General features: G+C 70.2%; 15 protein-coding genes. 10 read left to right on the top strand and 5 right to left on the bottom strand.

Annotated features, from left to right (window positions below; all coding sequences use genetic code 11):
* The first annotated feature begins 74 nt into the window (after nt 1-74).
* Nucleotides 75-1190: an FAD-dependent oxidoreductase gene (locus ABD987_RS15895; RefSeq protein WP_345392969.1), complete on the top strand. Its 1116-nt coding sequence runs from the start codon at nt 75-77 to the stop codon at nt 1188-1190.
* A gap of 9 nt (nt 1191-1199) precedes the next feature.
* Here ABD987_RS15895 and ABD987_RS15890 read toward each other — a convergent pair whose 3' ends face one another.
* The gene (locus ABD987_RS15890; protein WP_345392966.1) at nt 1200-1922 is read right to left on the bottom strand and encodes a VOC family protein; all 723 of its coding nucleotides are present in this window, start codon (nt 1920-1922) and stop codon (nt 1200-1202) included.
* Nucleotides 1923-2041: 119 nt separating this feature from the next.
* Between ABD987_RS15890 and ABD987_RS15885 the strand changes: the two genes are divergently transcribed.
* On the top strand, nt 2042-2806 hold the full coding sequence (locus tag ABD987_RS15885) for a TetR/AcrR family transcriptional regulator (protein ID WP_345392963.1): 765 nt from the start codon (nt 2042-2044) through the stop codon (nt 2804-2806).
* Nucleotides 2807-2884: 78 nt separating this feature from the next.
* Here the strand turns inward: ABD987_RS15885 and ABD987_RS15880 are convergent, their stop codons facing one another.
* Nucleotides 2885-7204, bottom strand: coding sequence for a GH92 family glycosyl hydrolase (locus tag ABD987_RS15880; RefSeq protein ID WP_345392960.1), 4320 nt, complete (start codon nt 7202-7204; stop codon nt 2885-2887).
* A 290-nt stretch (nt 7205-7494) separates the two neighbouring features.
* Here ABD987_RS15880 and ABD987_RS15875 point away from each other — a divergent pair, with 290 nt between their 5' ends.
* On the top strand, nt 7495-9111 hold the full coding sequence (locus tag ABD987_RS15875; RefSeq protein ID WP_345392957.1) for a tannase/feruloyl esterase family alpha/beta hydrolase: 1617 nt from the start codon (nt 7495-7497) through the stop codon (nt 9109-9111).
* A 181-nt stretch (nt 9112-9292) separates the two neighbouring features.
* On the top strand, nt 9293-9970 hold the full coding sequence (locus tag ABD987_RS15870) for a class I SAM-dependent methyltransferase (RefSeq protein ID WP_345392954.1): 678 nt from the start codon (nt 9293-9295) through the stop codon (nt 9968-9970).
* 143 nt (nt 9971-10113) lie between these two features.
* Here ABD987_RS15870 and ABD987_RS15865 read toward each other — a convergent pair whose 3' ends face one another.
* A complete protein-coding gene (locus ABD987_RS15865; RefSeq protein WP_345392951.1) occupies nt 10114-11403 on the bottom strand; it encodes a M20/M25/M40 family metallo-hydrolase in 1290 nt (429 codons plus the stop codon).
* Nucleotides 11396-12223, bottom strand: a complete 828-nt coding sequence (locus tag ABD987_RS15860; protein WP_345392948.1) for a M55 family metallopeptidase — start codon at nt 12221-12223, stop codon at nt 11396-11398. Before ABD987_RS15860 ends, ABD987_RS15865 begins: the two co-directional genes overlap by 8 nt.
* A gap of 135 nt (nt 12224-12358) precedes the next feature.
* On the opposite strand from ABD987_RS15860, the gene ABD987_RS15855 reads away from it, so the two are divergent.
* The 5 genes from ABD987_RS15855 (at nt 12359) to mptB (ending at nt 19452) form a co-directional block, all read left to right on the top strand.
* Complete coding sequence (locus ABD987_RS15855) at nt 12359-14167, top strand: ABC transporter substrate-binding protein (protein ID WP_345392945.1); 1809 nt, start codon at nt 12359-12361, stop codon at nt 14165-14167.
* Nucleotides 14168-14182: 15 nt separating this feature from the next.
* A complete protein-coding gene (locus tag ABD987_RS15850) occupies nt 14183-15214 on the top strand; it encodes an ABC transporter permease (RefSeq protein ID WP_345392942.1) in 1032 nt (343 codons plus the stop codon).
* Entirely contained in the window at nt 15211-16128 is a 918-nt protein-coding gene (locus ABD987_RS15845; protein ID WP_345392939.1) for an ABC transporter permease, read from the top strand. The genes ABD987_RS15850 and ABD987_RS15845 overlap by 4 nt, the downstream gene beginning before the upstream one ends.
* Nucleotides 16125-17780: a nickel ABC transporter ATP-binding protein NikE gene (nikE, locus tag ABD987_RS15840; RefSeq protein ID WP_345392936.1), complete on the top strand. Its 1656-nt coding sequence runs from the start codon at nt 16125-16127 to the stop codon at nt 17778-17780. Before ABD987_RS15845 ends, nikE begins: the two co-directional genes overlap by 4 nt.
* An 82-nt stretch (nt 17781-17862) precedes the next feature.
* Nucleotides 17863-19452: a polyprenol phosphomannose-dependent alpha 1,6 mannosyltransferase MptB gene (mptB, locus tag ABD987_RS15835; RefSeq protein WP_345392933.1), complete on the top strand. Its 1590-nt coding sequence runs from the start codon at nt 17863-17865 to the stop codon at nt 19450-19452.
* 57 nt (nt 19453-19509) lie between these two features.
* On the opposite strand, the gene ABD987_RS15830 is transcribed toward mptB, so the two are convergent.
* Nucleotides 19510-19935: a TIGR03668 family PPOX class F420-dependent oxidoreductase gene (locus ABD987_RS15830; protein ID WP_345392930.1), complete on the bottom strand. Its 426-nt coding sequence runs from the start codon at nt 19933-19935 to the stop codon at nt 19510-19512.
* A gap of 214 nt (nt 19936-20149) precedes the next feature.
* On the opposite strand from ABD987_RS15830, the gene ABD987_RS15825 reads away from it, so the two are divergent.
* The gene (locus ABD987_RS15825; RefSeq protein WP_345392928.1) at nt 20150-20314 is read left to right on the top strand and encodes a hypothetical protein; all 165 of its coding nucleotides are present in this window, start codon (nt 20150-20152) and stop codon (nt 20312-20314) included.
* Nucleotides 20315-20321 lie beyond the last annotated feature (7 nt).

Below are 20321 nucleotides of genomic sequence, written 5' to 3'. Positions count from 1 at the left end.
GGTTGACACGAACTAAGTTCGCCGAGTAGAACTTAGTTCGTGATGAAGAACTTAGTTCGTTTTGGGGGTCAGTGATGCGAGTCGCCGTTGCCGGAGCCGGTCTGGGCGGCCTGTGCCTGGCGCAGGGCCTGCGCGGTGCCGGGGTCGAGGTCGACGTGTACGAGCGCGACCCGGCGATCACCGCCCGGTTCCAGGGCTACCGGCTCGTGCTGAACCCGGTCGGGCTGGCCGCGCTGCGCGACTGCCTGCCCGACCGCTGGCACGCGCTGCTGGACGAGGTGGTCAGTGACGCCTACGTCGAGCGGCTGGTGCTGGACTCGCAGCTGAACAAGATCGGCGAGCTCGGCCCCGCCCGGCACGGGACCGTGGTCGATCGGCACGTGCTCCGGCACCTGTTGCTGACCGGGCTGACCGTGCACACCGGGGCCGCGCTGACCGGCTACGACGTCCTGGGCGACGGCAGGGTCGAAGCCCGGTTCGCGCACCGCGACCCGGCCACCGCCGACCTGCTCGTCGGGGCGGACGGGGTCGGCTCCGCGGTCCGCTCGGCGCTGTCGCCGCGGACCACCCCGACCGACACCGGCGTCCGGTTCGTCATCGGCCGCACGCCGCTGACCGAGGAGTTCGCCGGGCTGTCTCGCGCCTACGGCGGGAAGATCGCCGGAAACGGGGTGAGCCTGCTGCTCGGGGCGACGCGTTTCCGTACTCCGCCGAAAGAGGCGGCCGAGAAACTGGCTCCCGAGGTGACTCTTCCCGACATCCGCGACTACGTGCGCTGGGCCATGATCCTGCCGCCGGACGGCTCGCTCGGCGACCTGACCCCGCAGGAGGCCGCGCTGGCCAGGATGCCGGGCTGGCATCCGGACGTGCGGGCCCTCGTCGAGCAGGCCGACCCGGACAACAGCACCCTGCTCTCCATCCGGGTGGTCCAGCCCGGCGAGCGCTGGGCCCCCGGTCCGGTCACGTTGCTCGGCGACGCCATCCACGCCACCTCGCCGACCGGCGGCAACGGCGCCAACACCGCGCTGCGCGATGCCGACCTGCTGCGCCGCTGCCTGATCGAGGCCGCCGAGGGCCGTCGGAACCTGCTCGACGCCGTCGGCGACTACGAACGGCAGATGTTCACCTACGGTGCCGAGGCCGTGCGCCACAGCCTTGACGCGCTCCCCGCCATCGCCGGACCGGCCTGACCTGGTGTGTTACCGCTGGAGGGTGGCCGCGAGGTCGTCAAGGCTCGCGAGTGTGGTGGCGCGGGCGGTCCGCTCGGCCTCGGGGAGCGGTATCCCGCTCGCCTGGTCGAGGAACGCGCGGGCGGCGGCCGGGTCGCCGGTCCGCAGGGCGAGTTCGGCGCGGTAGGCCAGCGCTTCCAGCAGGTCGCCCGGCGGGGCCGTCTCCTCCCCGGCGCGGCGTAGCGCGTTGTCCAGGATTCGCGTGGCCTGCGCCTCGTGGCCTCGGGAATCTCCCATGACCACGGCGTTCCGGACGGCCTCGGCGAGCTTGTTCCCGGCCGGTGCCTCGTCGGCGGGATCGGCCTTGGCGGCGAAGATCCTGATCCAGTTCCCGCCGGGGTCGACGACGGCGAACCCGGACACGTTCCCGGCGTTCTTCCGCTTGCGTGGCCTGGTCATCCGCGGGATCCCGGAGACGAGCACCTTGCCGTGCACGGCACGCATCCCGTCGGCGAAGGCGCGGAACAGCTCGCCGGTGTCGGGCACGATCACCAGGCAGCTTCCGTAGGAGTCTTCGGGGTTGAACTCGGGCATGCCGAAGAACTGCAGCTGAAGGTCCTCGCGCTTCAACGACACGCACGAGTAGGGGCGGGCCTGGTAGTAGGTCCGGGTGAAACCGAGCATCTCGTAGAACTCGGCGATCTCGTCGATGGATCGGCAGGGCAGCAGCGGCACGGTCATCTCGTTGGCCATTCGATTCCCCTCGGCGGACATTGCGGTACGCCGTACCGTACGGCGTACCGCTCGACTGTACGGTACGGTGTACGGCAGTGACAAGGCGATGCTCCGCCGGGTCGGGAAGGAGATCGCGGGTGCCCCGACGTTCCTCGGTGTCGGATCTGACACGCGGCATCTACCTGCTGTGGGGGCACCATCCCGGCCCCGGCCGCTCCGGCCTCACCGTGCCCGCGATCGTGGCCGCCGGTATCGAAATCGCCGACGCAGACGGACTCGACGCCGTCTCGATGCGCAAGGTCGCCGACCGCCTGGATGTCGGCGCGATGTCGCTCTACGGGCACGTTCCCGGCAAGGACGAGCTCACCGCGCTCATGGTCGATTCGGTCCTCGGCGAGCTCTACGAGGACGGCGTCGAAACCGCCGTGCGGGTCGGTGACTGGCGCTCGGCGATGAAGTTCGTCGCCGAGCGGAACTGGGCCCTGCACCGGCGGCATCCGTGGCTGCTCGACATTCGCGCGTCCCGCCCGAACCTCGGGCCGAACATCAGCCGGAAGTACGAAACCGAGCTGCGGCCACTCGAAGGCATCGGCCTGTCCGACGTCGAGATGGACGCCGCGCTGACCCTGGTGCTCGGCCACGTCAGCGGAGTCGCCCGCGCGCACCGGAGCATGTCCCGAGCCCAGGCCGACTCCGGGATGTCCGACGCCGAATGGTGGAGTGTCGTCGCCCCGGTCCTCGAACAGGTCATGACCGACGAGAACCTTCCCCTTTCCGCCCGCGTCGGCGGAGCGGTCGGCGCGCGGTTCGACGCGGCGCAGGACTCCGAACACGCGCTCGCCTTCGGTCTGGACACCATCCTCGACGGCATCGAGGCCCGTATCGCCGCCCGCCGCGGCTGAGTCCCCGAAAAGCCGTGGGGGCCTCCTCGAGGGACCCAGAGTCCCTCAAGGAGGCCCCCACGGACCGTCAACAGCGGCCTAGAACGCCGAGCACTGGCCCGCGGCGGGACCGCGGACGGTGTTGCCCAGCGCGTGGTCGGTCGGCGCGGGCGTGTTGCCCGTGCAGGCCAGCGGCCCGCCGACCGAGCTCGACGCCACCACCGGGCCCCGGTTGCCGGTCAGCGCGAGCGGCCCGCCGATCTCGGCCCGCTCGATCGACACCGCGCCGGTGGTCCCGCTGACCGACACCGGACCGCCCACCTTCGTCCCGACCAGCACGACCTGACCGGCACCCGAGGCCGACAGCGGACCCGAGACCGTCCCGCCGTGTGCCACCAGGCTCGCGCCCGGCGCGACCGTCACCGGCCCGGTCACGGTCGCGTCCTCCAGACACGTCGTACCGGTCGACACCGCCAGCGGGCCCTGGTGGGTCCCGGTCACCGTCCGCGTGCACGCCGCGTCCGGCCTGCCGAGCAGCTCGACCTCGGCCAGCGACGCCGTCCCGCCGGTGGTCGCGGTGACCTCCAGCCGGTAGTGGGTGTAGTGCGCGGGCTTGGCGACCTTGAACGACCGTGTCTGCTGCCGCCAGGCGAACGACTGGTTCGTCTGCTCGTCGGCGACCGCCCAGGTCTTGCCGTCGTAGGAGCCCTTCAGCACCCAGCTCTTCACGTCCCCGGCGCCCTTCGGCGAGGTCAGCGTGTAGTGCGTGACCGCCTCCTTCGACGACTCGAGCCGGTACTGCACCGCGCCCGTGACGCGGGCCTCGGTCCGCGACGTGTTGTCGAACAGCGCGGACACGTCCGAACCGTCCGAAGAGGACACCGTGCCCCTGCCGGGAGCGGTCTCGTCGTGCAGCGGCGTCGGCACCGCGTCACCGGTGGTGATCGACTTCGGCGCGTCGTTGGCGCCGGTGCCCCACTTCGACGGGTTCGGGCCCATCTCGAAGTCGAGCGTGCCCCCGCGAGCCAGCAGGTCCTGCGACAGCGACGTCGAGGTGTGGGGCTGCCCGTTCACCTTCAGGGACTGGACGTAGACGTTCTTCGCGCTGTTCTTCGGCGCGTTGATCACCAGATCCCTGCCCCCGGCGAGGTGGATGGTCGCCTTGGTGAACAGCGGCGAACCGATCGCGTAGTCCGGGCTGCCCATCTGCAGCGGATAGAAACCCAGCGCGCTGAAGACGTACCACGCCGACATCTCGCCGTTGTCCTCGTCGCCCGCGTAACCCTGCCCGAGCTCACTGCCGGTATAGAGCCGCGAGAGCGCTTCGCGCACCTTCGCCTGGGTCTTCGCCGGCTGGCCCGCGTAGTCGTACATGTAGAGGATGTGGTGCGAGGGCTGGTTGGAGTGGCCGTACTGGCCCATCCGCACGTCCCGCGCCTCCCGCATCTCGTGGATCGTCCCGCCGTAGGAGCCCGGGAACTCCGCGGTCTCCTGGTCGGCGAAGAACGCGTCCAGCTTGCCCGCCAGCTTGTCCTTGCCGCCGTAGAGGTTCGCCAGGCCCTGCCCGTCCTGCGGCGCGGTGAAGGCCATGTTCCAGCCGTCGGTCTCGGTGTAGTCCCCGCCCCAGACGCGCGGGTCGTACTCGGCCTTCGACCGGGTGGGCTTACCGCCGGCGTCCTTGCCCTGGAAGAACCCGACACCGGAGTCGAACAGGTTCACGTACTGCTGCGCACGGCTGGTGAAGTACTCGTAGTTCTCCAGGTACTCCGCCTTGCGTGGGTCGTTCGCCGCGGCCTCGTCGTAAAGCTTCTTCGAGAGGTTCGCGATGCCGAAGTCGTTGACGTAGCCCTCCATCGCCCACGAGAAGCCCTCACCGGTGGTGTTGGGCGTGTACCCGAGGAAGATCGACTGGTCCAGCCCCTTCCGGCCGACCGCGGAGTTCGGCGGCGTCACCGTCGCGTTCTTCAACGCCGCGTCGTAGGCCGACTTGACGTCGAAGTTCTTGACACCCTTGAGATACGCGTCGGCGAACGCGACGTCCGAGCTGGTCCCGGTCATCAGGTCCGCGTAACCGGGAGAGGACCAGCGCGCGATCCAGCCGCCGTCGCGGTACTGCTGCACGAACCCGTCGACCATCTTGCCCGCCATGTCCGGGCTCAGCAGCGAATACGCGGGCCACGTGGTGCGGTAGGTGTCCCAGAACCCGTTGTTGACATACATCTGCCCGTCGACCACCTTCGCCCCGGTCTGGGTCGCGGTGTCCTGGCCCGCCTTCGGCGACACCGGGCTCGCGTACTTGTAGGCGGGCTTCTCGGCCGTGCCGGTGTTCTCGAACGCGGAGTTCGGGTAGAGGAAAAGCCGGTACAGATTCGAGTAGAGCGTCGTGAGCTGGTCCTTCGACGCGCCCTCGACCTCGATCACCTTCAGCTGCTCGTCCCACGCCCGCTGCGCGGCGTCACGCACCGAGTCGAAGGTCGCGGCCGGGGCGATCTCCTGTGCCAGGTTCTTCTTCGCCTGCTCCACGCTGATCAGCGACGTCGCGATCCGCATGTTCACCGTCTTGCCGGCGCCCGCGTCGAAGCGCAGGTAGCCGGTGACGTTGTCGCGGCCCTGCCCGGTGAGCTTGCCACTCGCGGTCACCGGCCGGTCGAAGGTCGCGTAGACGAACATCCGGCCCGCGCCCGCGTACACACCGGTCTCGGTGTAACCGGACAGCGTGCCGGTCGCGGCGTCGAGCGTCAGCCCGCCCGCGTTGGTGGCGTTGTCGAAGATCAGGCTGGAATCGGTGCCGGGGAAGGAGAACCGGAACATCGCCGCGTGGTCGGTCGGGGCGATCTCGGTGCTGATCCCGTTCTGGAACCGCACCCCGTAGTAGTGCGCCCGCGCGGTCTCGTCGTCGTGCTTGAACGCCAGCGCCCGCGCGTCACGGTTGGCGTCGGGCACCCCGGCGGCCGCGGACGGCATCACCTGGAAGACCTGCCGGTCGCCCATCCACGGGCTCGGCTCGTGACTGACGCTGAACGCCTGCAGCTGCGGAAGGTTCCGGTCGTCGTTCTGCGAGTGGTAGTTGTACAGCCACCGGGGCGAGCCACCCCGGTCGGCGCCCGCGTCGGTGACCGGGGTCCAGAAGTTGAACCCGTGCGGCACCGCCGTCGCCGGGAAGTTGTTGCCCCGGGAGAACGTCCCGTTCGCCAGCGTGCCGCGGGTGGTGATCACGTTGTCGCTGGGCCGCTTGCTCGCCGGGGGTGTCGGCGTCGCGGAGATCTTGACGTCGTCGAGCCAGCCCTGGAACGAACCGGGACCGTTCGGGTTGTCGTAGCCGACCAGGATCCGCGAGATCGTCTTGCCCTTGGCCACCGTGCCGATCAGCGACCGCACCAGGTTCCACTGGTTGGCGTAGAGGACCTTGCTCGCGCCCTGCCCCTCCGGCGTCAGCGGGAACCCGTACTGGTCGGTCGCGCCGAGGTCACGCAGGTAGGTGCCGTCGGTGAAGGCCAGATCGATCGCGACGTTCGTGCTCGGGTACCTGAGGTCCCCGGTCATGAACTGCGGCTGCACCTTGTAGGACAGCTCCGTCGACCCGGTCACCGGGATGTCCACCGCGTAGATCCTGTTGTAGGACCAGCCATGCCCGGCCGCGGTCTGCGTGCCCGAGTAACGGAACGCGTTGGCCCCGGTGAACCCGACGCGGTTCTTGTTGGTGTACCCGCTGGTCGGGCCGTTGTCGGCGAAACTGCGCATGTTCGGCAACGGCGGCGGCGCCGGATCGTCGTTGGCCAGCAGCAACTCGGCGAGCTGCAGGATCGGCCCGCCGTTGTTCGCGGTGACGGTCAGCCGGTAGAACTTGAACGCCGCGCTCGGCGCGGCGAGCTTGTAGCTCTTTTCCTGGAGCCTCGCGCTGAACTTCTGCCCGGCCTGCTTGTCCACATCGGACCAGGTCAGGCCGTCGATGCTGCCCTGCAGCGTCCAGTCCTTCGGGTCGCGTTCCGCCGCATCGTTGGCCGAGGTCAGCGCGTAGTGCGTGATCGCGGTCGGCGCCGAGAGCGCGACCCGCGCCCACCCGGTCGGCTTCCAGGACAGCCACTTCGTGTCCGGGGAGCCGTCGACCAGGTTCGCGACGACCTCACCGCCGCCGGTGTTCTCGTCACTCGCGCTCGTGCCGGTCACCCTGCCCCGGATGTCACCGGGGATGGTGGCCCCGTTCGCACCGTTGACGCCCGAGGACCGCGGCTTTCCGGCCGCGTCGGTGTCAACGGTGTCGGTCCACGTCGGCTGCGGATCCGACGGCTCGAACGAGGAGGTGAAATCGGGCGGCGGGGAGTCCGCCGCCGCGGCGCCGGTCGCCGGTAGCGCGGCCAGCCCGGCGGCGGCGACCACCGCGACCAGGGTCGCGTGGACGGATCTGCGGCTTCGGGGCATCGTTGCACCAAGCTTTCTTCGAAACATTCGGCAAGGCCTCCGTGACGCGCCGGCCGGGCGGGGGACCGTCGGCGCGAACGAAGGGAAACTCGCCCTGACATCGATGTCAAGACTTCCGGCGGAAACCTGGCCGAAAACGGACAGGCGGGGACGCGCGCGCTCGTCCTTCCGCTGGCCGCCGAAACGACTGGACAGGCCCCGGGCCCGGTGGCCAAGGTGAGTGGGAGACCGTCGAACGACGGACCAGGGGGTCAGCGATGCGGTTCCGATTCCTTCCCGTACTCACGACCATGACACTCGCGGTGACCGGCCTGGTCGCCGCCACCCCGGCCTTGGCCGCCGACGACGCGGTCCGCCACCCGGTGCGATCCTGCGCCCAACTGCCCGGCGACCACGCCCTCCCGGGCGCGGCCACCCACGTCACCCAGGCCACCGTCGTGGCCGCGACGAAGAACCAGCCCGAACACTGCGACGTCCGCGGATACATCGAGCCCGCCGTCCGGTTCGTGCTGAAACTGCCCACCAAGACCTACGCGGGCCGGTACCTGCAGTACGGCTGCGGTGGCTTCTGCGGCGTCCTCGCCGACCCGCCGGTCGTCGGCTGCGGCCCGCCGCACGGCGGGGACATGGCGGTCGCGGCCACCGACGACGGGCACGTCGGCAAGGGCGAAGGCCCCGAGGCGGTCACCGACGGCACCTGGGGCGCGCACGACCAGGCCGCCCGCGACGACTTCGCCTTCCGCGCGCCACATGTGGTGTCCCGCGCGGCGAAACACCTGATCGGCCTCTTCTACGGCGCGCCACCACACCGGTCCTACTTCACCGGCTGCTCCGACGGCGGCCGCGAGGCACTGCTGCTCGCGCAGCGCTACCCGACCGACTTCGACGGCATCGTCGCCGGCGCCCCCGCCGCCGACTGGGACCCGTTGATCGGCGTCTTCCAGACCTGGCTGGCACGAGCCAACACCGGCGCCGACGGCAAGCCGATCCTCACCACCGCCAAACTGCCCCCGCTGCACGCCGCCGCACTGGCCGGCTGCGACCGCGCCGACGGACTCGCCGACGGCCAGATCGACGAACCGCGGGAATGCCGGTTCGATCCGGCGGTCCTGCGCTGCCCGGGCGCCGATCGGCCGGACTGCCTCACCCCCGCACAGGTCGAGGCCGTCAAGAAGATCTACGCCGCGCCGTCCGACTCCCACGGCAGGCTGCTCTACCCCGGCGGCGAACCGGTCGGCTCCGAACTCGCCTGGGCGAACTGGATCACCCCTTCGGTGCCCGGCGGTCCCTCGGCCGCGACGGCGTTCGCGGACAACTACCTGAAGTACCTGGCCTACCCGATCGGCGAGCCCACCTCCTCGGTCGACCGGTTCGCCTTCACCACCGAGGAGTTCGACCGGCTCACCGCCGAAGGCCTGCGCGCCAACGCGATGAACCTCGACCTGCGCGCGTTCCACCGGGCGGGCGGGAAGCTGATCCTCTGGCACGGCTGGGCCGACCAGGCGATCCCGCCGACCGGGACCCTCGACTACTACCAGCGGCTCTGGGAACGTTCCGGCGGACCGGGCCGGACCCAGGAGTGGGCACGGCTGTTCATGGTCCCGTCGCTGTATCACTGCGCGGGCGGGTCCGGGCTCACCGAGTTCGACCCGCTGCGCGCGCTGACCGGCTGGGTGGAACACGGCACGGCACCGTCGAGCGTCGTGGCGACCGGGAAGGACCAGGGCGGGACCGTGCTCCGGACGCGCCCGGTGTACCCGTACCCGCTGCGGGCGAAGTACACCGGCACCGGCAGCAGTGACGACGCGGCCAACTTCCGCCCGGTCCCGCCCGTCACACCGCCGCACGACGTCGTGGACTGGGCGGGTAACGGCCTCTACGCCATACCCGGCCCGGTCGCGCGCTGAGCCGGAAGACCTCCCGTGGTGGGCGTGGCGGAGGCGGCCACCACGCCCACCACGACCCCCAACGCCGCCGCGTGCGGCCACCCACCCCGGGCCCACGTCGCGACGACCGGAGTTCGGGCGGTCGCTCATCTTGCATTAAAGCGTGCGGCTGGGGGAGGGGTCCCGGGGTATAAACGATCCGGTGAGCACGCAGCCTGAAACCACCGACTCGTCCGAACAGACCCAGACCACCGACGACGCCACCCTCGCCAAGGCCGCCCTCGCCGCCGGTGACCCGACCGGCTGGTTCGAACCGCTGTACGTCGCCGCCGAGTCCGGCGACGCGGTCGTCCCATGGGCACGGGGCGAACCGAACCGCGAACTCGCCGCCTGGGCCGCGGCACATCCCGGCGACGGCCGCCGCGCACTGGTCGTCGGCAGCGCCCTCGGCGACGACCCCGAGCTCCTCGCGGCCGCCGGCTACGTCACCACCGGATTCGACGTCGCCGCCACCGCCGTCGCGGCCGCCCGCCGCCGGTTCCCGGAGTCCACAGTGGACTACCAGGTCGCCGACCTGCTCGCACCGCCACCCGAATGGCACCACGCCTTCGACCTCGTCGTCGAGATCATCAACGTCCAGGCGATGCCCCGCGACGTCCGCCCGAAGGCCGTCGCGTCCGTCGCCGGATTCCTCGCGCCCGGCGGCACCGCACTGGTCAGCGCCGTCGCCGAGGAGAGCATCGACACCGCCACCTGGAGCGGCCCGCCATGGCCGCTCAGCCGCGCCGAGGTCGAATCGTTCGCCCAGGACGGCGTCCGCCTGGTCGGCATCGAACCCATCCGCGAAAACACCCGATGGTGGGCCGAATTCACCCGCTGAAACCCCGAAACACGCGAGATCTCCGTTCAATCACACGAGCACTCCGTCCACGCACATGAGTTCGCCGGAGCAGGTCAGGCGACTTCACGTGATCGGAAGGAGGTTTCGCGTGATCAGACGGAGATCTCGGGTGATCGGGCAGGTCAGGCCTCGGTCAGGAAGCGAGTCAGCACCCGCTCGCCGAAACGCAGACCCTCGACCGGCACCCGTTCGTCGACACCGTGCGCCATCGCGCGGTACGGGAAACCCTCGGGCAGGGACAGCGGCGCGAAGCCGTAGCAGTCGATACCCAGCTGACTGAACGCCTTCGCGTCCGTCCCGCCACCCATGCAGTAGGGCACCACCACCGCGTCCGGGTCCTCGGCGCGCAGCGCACCGGCCATCGCGTCGAACCACGGCGAATCGACCGGTGCCTGCACCGGGCCCTGGTGCGCGACGAACTCCCGCTCGACGCCCTCGCCGAGCAGCCCGTCCAGCTCGGCGAGGGCCTCCTCCTCGGTGCCCGGCAGCACCCGGACGTCGACCTGCGCGGTCGCCGTGCTCGGGATGACGTTCACCTTGTACCCCGCGGACAGCATCGTCGGGGTGGTGCTCACCCGCACCGTCGGCACCACCAGCGCGCCCGCCGGGCCGAGCCGCGCGATCGTACCGTCCACATCGGACAAATCGACCGGGACGCCGAGAGCCTCCCCGGTCCGTTCGAGGAAGGCCCGCACCGTCGGGGTCAACCGCACCGGCCAGCGGTGCGCCGCGATCCGCTGCAACGCGCCGACCAGGCGGATCACCGCGTTCTCGTCGTTGGGCCGGGAACCGTGCCCCGCCCGGCCACGCGCGGTCAGCCGCAGGTGCGCGGTCCCGCGCTCCGCCGTGGCCACCGGGTACAACCGCACGGTCCGCCCGTCGGCCGCCGGTACCGGATAGGTGTAGCCGCCGGACTCGCTGATCGCCGCGGCGCAGCCCTCGAACAGCTCGGGGTGCTCCTCGACCAGCCAGTGCGCGCCGTACTCGCCGCGATCCTCCTCGTCGGCGACGAACGCGAGCACGACGTCCCGGCGAGGCCGCAGCCCCGAGGAGACGGCGGCGAGCGTCATCGCGCAGAAGTCCTTCATGTCCACCGCGCCCCGGCCCCAGAGGAACCCGTCGCGCACCTCACCGGAGAACGGCGGCACCGACCAGTCCGCCGCGTCCGCGGGCACCACGTCCAGATGCCCCTGCACCAGCAGCGCGGGCAGCGACGGATCGGTGCCGGGGATCCGGGCGACCACATTGGACCGTCGTGGCGCGCGCTCCAGGATCTTCGGCGGCACCCCGGACGCGTCGAGCAGCCCGGCGACGTACTCGGCCGCCTCCCGCTCGCCCTCGGAGTCGCCGTCACCGCGGTTGGTCGTGTCGAACCGGATCAGGTCCGCGCACACTTCGACGACGTCAGCCATAAATGCCCTGCACCGCGCCTGCCGCGATCGCGGTGACCACCTTGAACGCCTTCATCGCCTCGGTCATGCTCGGCGCGTCGAATCCGACCCGGCGCACCCCGATCTGCTCCACGGTCGGGATCACCGCGGCCGCCTGCGCGAGGTGGCTCGCGTCGAACTCGACCTCGATCCGGTGCGGGCCAGGGTCGGGCGTGGACCTTCCCGCCCGCTTCATCGACTCCGCCGCCGCCTCCGCCAGCAACGCGGCCGTGCGCGCGGGCGGCAGGCAGATCGCCGCGTACCGGCTGACACACTCCTTCACCGGCACCAGCTCGGCGTCCGGCGCGTAGTCGCGGGCGTCCTCACAGGTCTTGTCGTCGCCGGAGACGAGCAGGACCGGGACGCCGTACTCCGCGGCCATCGCCGCGTTCAGCCTGCCCTCGCTCGCCGGGACGTCGTCCAGCCACACCCCGGTTATCTGGTTCTCCAGGTAGGTATGCGACAGCACGCCGTCGAACCCCGCCCCGGCGTGGTAACCGAGGAAGACGACCCCGTCCACACCCGAGTCGACGCCCTGCATCATCGACAGCGGCTTGTGCCGCCCGGTCAGCATCCGCGCCCGCTCGTCGAGGTCCTCCAGCAGCAGGTTGCGCTGCGAGGAATGTGCCTCGTTGACCAGCACGTCCGTGGCGCCCGCGTCGAACACTCCGGCCAGCGTGGCGTTGACGTCCCCGGTGAACAGTTTCCGGAACCGCTGCCACTGCGGCGAGCCGGGGATGACGTCGTCGGTCCACGTCACCCCGGTCGCGCCCTCCATGTCCGCCGAGATCATGATCCGCATGCGACGCACTTTAGTCACGGCTTGGCATTGACGGGTGGCGATCGTTGACACCGGACGCGCGTGAGTGGTTACTTTTGCGCCTCGGGGTCGAATGTCCTAGAACAAATGGGGTGGTCATCGGTGCTCTCTCGCCATATGACGGGTAGACGGCGCGTCAGCCGGGCGGGCGTGGTGCTCGCCGCGGGGATCCTGGCGGCGATGCCGCTCGCCGTGCCCGCCCATGCCCAGCAGGGCAAGACGCTGCGGGTGGCGCTGATCACCGGGATCGACCACCTCAACCCGTTCACCGCGACCCTGCTCGCGGCCACCCAGGTGGGCAGGCTCAACTACGAGTTCCTGACCATCCCGTCGGCCGAGAAGGCGGAGCCCGCGCCCGCGCTCGCCGAGTCGTGGACGACCTCACCGGACAAGCTGACCTGGACGTTCAAGATCCGCCAGGGCACCAAATGGTCCGACGGCAAGCCGGTGACCGCCAAGGACCCGGCGTTCACGTTCAACCGGATGCTGACCGACGAGACCGCGCGCACCGCCAACGGCAGCTACGTCTCCAGCTTCGAGTCGGTTTCGGCGCCGGACGACGCCACACTGGTCATCAAGACCAAGACCCCGCAGTCGACGGTGTCACTGCTGGACGTCCCGATCGTGCCGGAACACGTGTGGGCGCCGATCAAGGACCTGACCGACCCGAAGACCGACACCGCCGCGGTCGTCGGGGTCGGCAACGGCCCGTACCTGCTCTCGGAGTACAAGCAGAACGAGTACGTCAAGTTCAAGGCCAACAAGGACTACTGGCGCGGCGCGCCCAAGGTCGACGAACTGCAACTGCTGGTGTTCAAGGACGCCGAAGCCGCGGTGAACGCGCTGAAGCAGAACGAGGTCGACGTCATCAACCGGCTGACCCCGACCCAGTTCGACGCGCTCAAGGGCCAGCCGAACATCGCCACCAACAAGGCACCGGGGCGCCGCTACGACGCGCTGAACATCAACTTCGGCGTCCAGAACGCGGACAACCAGCCGATCGGCAACGGCAACCCCGCGCTCAAGGACATCCGCCTGCGCAAGGCCATCGCGCAGGCCATCGACCCGAAGACCATTGTGGACAGGGTGATGGGCGGCTACGCCCAGCTGCCCGGCGGGATCATCCCGTCGGTCTACTCCGCCTACCACTGGGACCCGGCCGACGCCGAGCGGACGAAGTTCGACCTCGCCGCGGCGAACGCGACGCTCGACGCGGCCGGATACGTCAAGGGCGGCGACGGCGTCCGCACCGTGCCCGGCGCCGGACGGCTCGAACTGCGCCTGTCCGGCCACGCCAGCCGCCCCTACGACCAGCGCGCCGCCCAGTACATCGGCGGCTGGCTCAAGGACATCGGCATCTCCGTGCGCTCGGAACTGGTCTCCGACGAGGAACTCAACGACCGCAGCAACGCGGGCAACTACGACCTCTACATCGGCGGCTACTCCGCCAACCCCGACCCGGACTCGGTGCTGTCGCTGCACACCTGCTCGGCGCGGCCGAACGCGCAGGGCAAGGGCGCCAACACCGACACGTTCTTCTGCGACCCCCAGTACGATGACCTCTACGCCAAGCAGCTCGCCGAGACCGACCTCGGCAAGCGCGCCGAGTACGCCAAGCAGGCGCAGGCCCGGCTGGCCGGTCAGTACGCGAACGTCGTGCTCGACTACCAGAACGTGCTGGAGGCCTACCGCTCGGACACCTTCGCGTCGTTCACCAGGCAGCCGCAGCCCGAGGGTCAGATCCTCGAACAGAGTGGGTACTGGGGCCTCTACGGCGCCACCCCGGCCGGGCAGCAGGCGGCGTCGAGCGAGGGCGGCGGCAACACCGGGCTGTGGATCGTCCTCGGCGCCGTGGTGGTCGTGGTGCTCGTCGGTGGTGGCGTGCTGATCGGCCGCCGCGGCCGCAACGCGGACGACCGGGAGTAACGGGGTTATACGGCTTTGACGCAGACACTCAGTTCCCCCGACCACGCCTCCTCGCTCGTCGACCCCGACGAACGGCGAGGCGGGACCGGAACCCTCCGGTTCGTCCTGACCAGGATCGGCGGCGCGCTCGCCAGCGTCGTGCTGGTGATCGTGCTCGGGTTCTTCCTGTTCCGCATGCTGCCCGGCGACCCGGTCTCGTTCATGATCCGCGACCGGCCGACCAGCCCCCAGCAGCTGGCCGAGCTGCGCGAACAGCTCGGCGTCGACAAGCCCATGCTGAGCCAGTTCTTCAACTACCTCGGCGGACTGCTGCACGGCGACTTCGGCACCTCCTACCTGGAGCGGCGCCCGGTCCTCGACATGATCGGCGAACGGCTCTGGCCCACGGTGCTGCTCGTCGGCAGCGCCACCGTGCTCGCCGTCGCGATCGGGCTGTGGCTCGGCATCCGGGCCGCGTGGAAACACGACAGCTTCTTCGACCGCGCCCAGACCGGGATCGCGCTGACCCTCTGGTCGGTCCCGCAGTTCTGGCTCGGGCTGATCCTGCTGGTCGTCACCAACGGCGTGTTCCCCAGCCGCGGCATGCACTCACCCGACGCCGCGCCCGGGTTCCTGCCGCAGACCCTCGACGTCCTGCACCACCTGATCCTGCCGTGCCTGACCCTGCTGGCGGTGTTCTACGCCCAGTACATGCTCATCATGCGATCGTCGCTGCTGGGCGAGATGAACGCCGACTACCTCACCACCGCCCGCGCCAAGGGCCTGCGCGACGACCTCGTCCGGCGCCGCCACGCCGTGCCCAACGCGCTCCTGCCTACCGTGACGCTGGTGTTCATGCAGTTCGGCATGGTCGTCTCCGGCGCGGTCACCGTCGAGGCGGTGTTCAGCTGGCCCGGCCTCGGCCAGCTGGTCTACACCTCCCTGCACGGCCCCGACCTGCCGGTACTGCAGGGCGTCTTCGTGGTGCTCGCCGGTTCGGTGGTGCTGATGAACCTGCTCGCGGAACTGCTCTACCGCGTGCTCGACCCGAGGGTGCGGACGACATGACCACCACGGAAAACGCCGCGGAGAGTCCGCGCGCGATCGCCTGGCGGCGGCGCCGCGCCTCGATCGCGAAGACCTGGCACGAGTTCGCGAGCCAGAAACCCGGCCTGATCGGGCTGATCTGCCTCGGGGTCACCGTGCTGGCCGCCCTGCTGATGCCGGTCCTGTCCGACGAGTCCGGCCTGGACGTCACGAAGGCGACCGGCGGGCCGCTCAACCCGCCCAGCGCGCAGTACTGGCTCGGCACCGACATCGACGGCCGCTCCGTGCTGCTGATGACGTTGTGGGGCACCAGGGTCTCGCTGCTCGTCGGGTTCTCCGCGACGCTGCTGTCGGTGCTGATCGGCACCCTCATCGGCATCACCGCCGCGCACTTCGGCGGCTGGGTGTCGGCGATCCTGCTGCGGTTCACCGACTTCTTCCTGGTGCTGCCCTCGCTGGTGCTCGCCATCGCGCTGTCCGCGGTGATGCGGCAGGGGATCGGCACCATCATCGTCGCCATCGGCGTCACCGCGTGGCCCAGCACCGCCCGGCTCGTCCGCGCGCAGACGCTGACCATCGAGAGCAGGCCCTACATCGAGCGCGCCAAGGCACTCGGCGGCGGTCACCTGCACATCGTCGGCAAACACGTCCTGCCCGGCGTGATGCCGCTGGTGCTGGCCAACACCACCCTGGTCGTCGGCAACTCGATCATCGCCGACGCGACCCTGTCCTTCCTCGGCGTCGGGGACCCGAACGCCGTCTCCTGGGGAGCCATGCTCGAAACCGCGCTCAACAACGGCGCCGTCAGCAAGGGCGCCTGGTGGAACCTGCTTCCACCGGGTATCGCCATCGTTCTGGTCGTCCTGTTCTTCACCCTCGTCGGGCGTGGCCTGGAGACGGTGCTGAACCCGCGGCTCAAGGGACAACGATCGTGAATCCGTTGCTGGAACTGAAGAACCTCGGCGTCAGCTACCGCACCGGCGGGGGAGAGGTCACCGCCGTGCGCGGCGTGGACCTGCGGCTGGACCCGGGCGGCACGCTCGGCGTCGCGGGGGAGTCGGGGTCGGGGAAGTCGACCATGGCGATGAGCGTGCTGCGGCTGTTACCGCGCAGCGCGCGGGTCACCGGCGAGATCCTCCTCGACGGCGAGGACGTCACCACGATGCGCTGGGGACGGCTGCGCGCGGTCCGCTGGGCCGAGGCGTCGGTCGTGTTCCAGGGCGCCATGCACGCGCTCAACCCGGTCCGCCGCGTCGGCGAGCAGATCGCCGAACCTCTCCGCCTGCACCCGCCCGAGAAGGGCAAGGCCCCGACCGACGCCGAGGTCGACGCGAAGGTCGCCGAGCTGCTCGCCCAGGTCGACCTGCCCCCGAGCCGGGCCGGCGCCTACCCGCACGAGCTGTCCGGCGGCCAGAAACAACGCGTCATGATCGCCATGGCGCTGGCCTGCTCGCCCCGGCTGATCATCGCCGACGAGCCGACCACCGCCCTCGACGTCATCGTCCAGGCCCAGGTCCTCGCCCTGCTCAGCAGGCTCGTCGCCGAACAGGACATCGGGCTGATCATGATCAGTCACGACCTGTCCGTGCTCGCCGCCACCTGCGAGCGCATCGCGGTCATGTACGATGGCGAGATCGTCGAAGAACGCCCCGGCGCCGAGCTGATGAGCGCGCCCCGGCACGAGCACAGCCGCGCACTGGCCGCCGCGTTCCCGACCGTCGGCGACCCCGCCTCGCGCTTCGCACCGGCCACCAGCACCCCGCTGCCACCCGAACCGGAAAACCGCGAAACCCCCGGCGGAACCCCGCTCCTGGCCGCCAAGGACCTACGGGTCAGCTTCCGCGACCGGACCGGGAAACGCATCCACGCCGTCGCCGGCGTCGACCTCGCGGTGCACCGGGACGAGATCGTCGCGCTGGTCGGCCAGTCCGGCTCCGGCAAGACCACCCTCGCCCGCACCCTGCTCGGCCTGCAGAGACCCGACTCCGGGCAGGTCAGCTACGACGGCGACCCCGTCCCCTCCGGCGGTCAGGGCCTGCGTGCCTACCGGCGGCAGGTCCAGCTGGTCCTGCAGGACCCGGCGAGCGCGCTCAACCCCGCGCACACCGTCTACGAAGCCGTCGCCGAAGGCCCCCGCATCCACGGCCTCGCCGACGAACGCGCGACCGTCCTCAAGGCGCTGGAGGCCGCGGAACTACGTCCGCCGGAGAAGTTCCTCGGCAGGCTCCCGCACGAGCTGTCCGGCGGGCAACGCCAGCGCGTGGTGATCGCGGGAGCGCTGGCGCTGGCACCGTCGGTGCTCGTCGCCGACGAGCCGGTGGCCTCGCTCGACGCGTCCGTACGCGGCGAAGTCCTCGCGTTGCTGCTGCGCCTGCGGCGCCGGCTGGGCCTCGCCGCGCTCGTGATCACCCACGACCTCGGGCTGGCCTGGAACATCGCCGACCGGGTCGCGGTGATGTACCGGGGCGAGCTGGTCGAGACCGGCACTGTCGAGCAGGTGCTGCTGGACCCGCACCACGACTACACCAAGTCCCTGCTCGCCGCGCTGCCCGGCGGCACCGCACCGCGCACGGCGGCCGGTAAATGATCACGCGATCTGGCTCTCGCCCGCCGAAATTCGCTGCTGCCGCACAGTCACACCAGTGCGGTGTGTAGTCTTCTGCAACGAAATGGCGACTACTACAGATCCGGCACCGCTGTCCCCGGCAAGCCCCGTGGGTGATCTTCTGGTGCCCTCGCGGTTTCCCTATCGGACCATCGCCATGGGCACCGTGGGCAGCACGTTGCTCATGCTCGGGGCGTTCGGCGCCGGCGGCATCCTGATCCACGACCCGGTGCTCGGCCAGGGCCCGCTGTCGTGGATCCGCTACGGCCACGGCCGGATGCTCGCCAACGCCGTGCTGTACGTCGGCTTCGCGCTCGTCATCTGGGCCTGGGTCCGGCTCGGCCGGTACGTACTGGCCGGTCGCGTCGGTAGCAGACCCGTGCTGATCGCCGCCTTCTGCTGGATGGCGCCGCTGCTGATCTCGCCGCCGCTGTTCACCCGCGACGTCTTCTCCTACCTCGGCCAGGGCGCCCAGCTGCTGCACGGCCTCGACCCGTACGCCAACGGGCCCGCCGAGCTCGACGTGCTGCCCAACGTCGTGCAGAACGTGCACCCGCTGTGGCAGACCACCCCCGCGCCGTACGGGCCGCTGTTCCTGCTGCTGTCCAAGGGCATCGTCGCGCTCACCGGCGACAACATGATCCCCGGCGTCATCCTCACCCGCCTCGTGCTGCTCGCCGGGCTCGCCGGGACGCTGTGGGCCCTGCCCCGGCTGGTCCGCCACCTCGGCGGCAAGCTGCCCGTGACGCTGTGGCTCGCCGTGGCCAGCCCGATGATGGTCATCCACCTCTTCGGCGGCCCGCACAACGACCTGATGATGCTGGCGTTTCTCACCATCGGCGTGCTCGCCGCGCTGGAACGCAAGCACGTCGTCGCGATCGTGCTGGTCACCCTCGGCATGCTGATCAAGCCGACCGCCGCGATCGCCCTGCCGTTCCTGGTCTGGGTCTGGGCCAACCACCTGCCCGGCGAGTCGAAGGTCCGCAACTTCCTCCGCGCCGGCGTCGCGTCGGTCGCCCTGTTCCTCCCGGTGTTCGTACTCGGCACCTGGGTCTCGCTGGGCTCGCTGAACCTCGGCTGGTTCGCCGGGCTCAAGGCACCCCAGCTCATCGCGAACTGGCTGAACTTCCCGACCGGCATCGGCGAGGTGTTCTACTCGCTGGTGCACCTGGTCGTCGACGTCCAGCCGTCCCCGTTCGTCACCGTCGCCCGCGCCATCGCGATGATCGGCCTCGCCGTGTTCGGGGTCTGGCAGTGGTGGCTCGCCCGTGACGGCGGCAAGAACGCCATCTTCCGCTCCGCGGTCGTCCTGCTCGCCGTCGCGATCCTCTTCCCCCCGACCCTGCCGTGGTATCTGACCTGGGGTTTCGTGTTGCTGTCCACGTACAGGTGGCAGCGGCGCAACCTCTCGGCCGTGGTCGCGGTGTCGGTGTTCGTCACCCTGGTCTATTACCCGACCGGGGAACAGGCGCTCTACGACTGGTGGTACATCGCCCTCGTCATCGCGGCGAGCCTCTACGCCGCCGCGTCCCTGCTGCGCCCCGACCCGCTCGGCCTCGCCGCCGCGTGGCGCCGCGACCCCGCCGACAAGTTCCTGCCCACCGAGCCGACCGGCGGCAAACCCGCCGAGCCCGCCACCACCGGCAGCCACTAGCTCCCCGTCGTTCCGTGAAGGCCTCCTTCACAGCGCTCAACACTGTGAAGGAGGCCTTCACGGCGTTTCGGCCGCCTGCCAACCACGCCACGTGTGGACCAGGACGCTGACCACCGCGTGCTCGGGCGGGCGCGCGGCGTACTGTGGATACTTCGCGCGCAGCCACCGCACCGGCTCCGTCCGCTCCCCGGGATCGGTGAGCACCCGCGCGACACCGTCGGCCCGCGCCCACCACAGCCGCGACCAGTCCTCGTCATAGCCGTCGGCGAGAAAACACACCGCGGGGTTCGCCTCGATGTTCCGCAGGCGACGCAGCGCCGTCGTGCTCTTCGGCTTGTGATCCACCGCGAACACCACGACCTCGCCCGACACCGCGAAGGTCACCGGCACCAGATGCGGCGCCCCCGCCTCCGACACCGTCGCGAACCTCGCCACCCGCGCCGCGGCGAACCGTTCCCTCGCCTGGCCGGACGACATCCGCATACCGCCGACACTACCGCCGGAAAAATCTTCGCCGGGGATGGCGATCCCCTGAGTCGATGACCAAGGCGCACGAAAGTCACTCACAGTGACCGTTTTGTGGTGAACAGCCGCCGCCATCTGACGGCTCCTGTTGGGCCGTTGGGGTGGAAGCGACGTCACCCACCAGGTGGAGGGACCGCGTCAGACCTTGTGCTCACCGCACGCGCTGGCCACGGTGAACACTGCGAGTGAGCACTACGAACACGGACGGGGGCCGATGATGGGCAAGCACGAGAACAAGAGCGAGACCACGGGATCGGGCGGCAATCCGGATCGGACACAGGAGATCAACAACTCGGGCGGTGGCGGGAAACACCGCGCCGAGAACAAGGGGAAGTAGGCCGGCG

This window comes from Amycolatopsis samaneae (assembly GCF_039541975.1).
GTDB classification, from domain to species: domain Bacteria; phylum Actinomycetota; class Actinomycetes; order Mycobacteriales; family Pseudonocardiaceae; genus Amycolatopsis; species Amycolatopsis samaneae.
The sequence above is the reverse complement of the archived record's forward strand: the minus strand, read 5'-3'. Positions and strand labels throughout refer to the sequence as shown.

Bases quoted from the DNA above. Each gene is read 5' to 3' on its own strand.
- ABD987_RS15895 (WP_345392969.1), top strand. From the start codon at position 75: ATGCGAGTCGCCGTTGCCGGAGCCGGTCTGGGCGGCCTGTGCCTGGCG.
- ABD987_RS15890 (WP_345392966.1), bottom strand. From the start codon at position 1,922: ATGGCCAACGAGATGACCGTGCCGCTGCTGCCCTGCCGATCCATCGAC.
- ABD987_RS15880 (WP_345392960.1), bottom strand. From the start codon at position 7,204: ATGCCCCGAAGCCGCAGATCCGTCCACGCGACCCTGGTCGCGGTGGTC.
- ABD987_RS15875 (WP_345392957.1), top strand. From the start codon at position 7,495: ATGACACTCGCGGTGACCGGCCTGGTCGCCGCCACCCCGGCCTTGGCC.
- ABD987_RS15865 (WP_345392951.1), bottom strand. From the start codon at position 11,403: ATGGCTGACGTCGTCGAAGTGTGCGCGGACCTGATCCGGTTCGACACG.
- ABD987_RS15860 (WP_345392948.1), bottom strand. From the start codon at position 12,223: ATGCGGATCATGATCTCGGCGGACATGGAGGGCGCGACCGGGGTGACG.
- ABD987_RS15855 (WP_345392945.1), top strand. From the start codon at position 12,359: ATGACGGGTAGACGGCGCGTCAGCCGGGCGGGCGTGGTGCTCGCCGCG.
- ABD987_RS15845 (WP_345392939.1), top strand. From the start codon at position 15,211: ATGACCACCACGGAAAACGCCGCGGAGAGTCCGCGCGCGATCGCCTGG.
- mptB (WP_345392933.1), top strand. From the start codon at position 17,863: ATGGCGACTACTACAGATCCGGCACCGCTGTCCCCGGCAAGCCCCGTG.
- ABD987_RS15830 (WP_345392930.1), bottom strand. From the start codon at position 19,935: ATGCGGATGTCGTCCGGCCAGGCGAGGGAACGGTTCGCCGCGGCGCGG.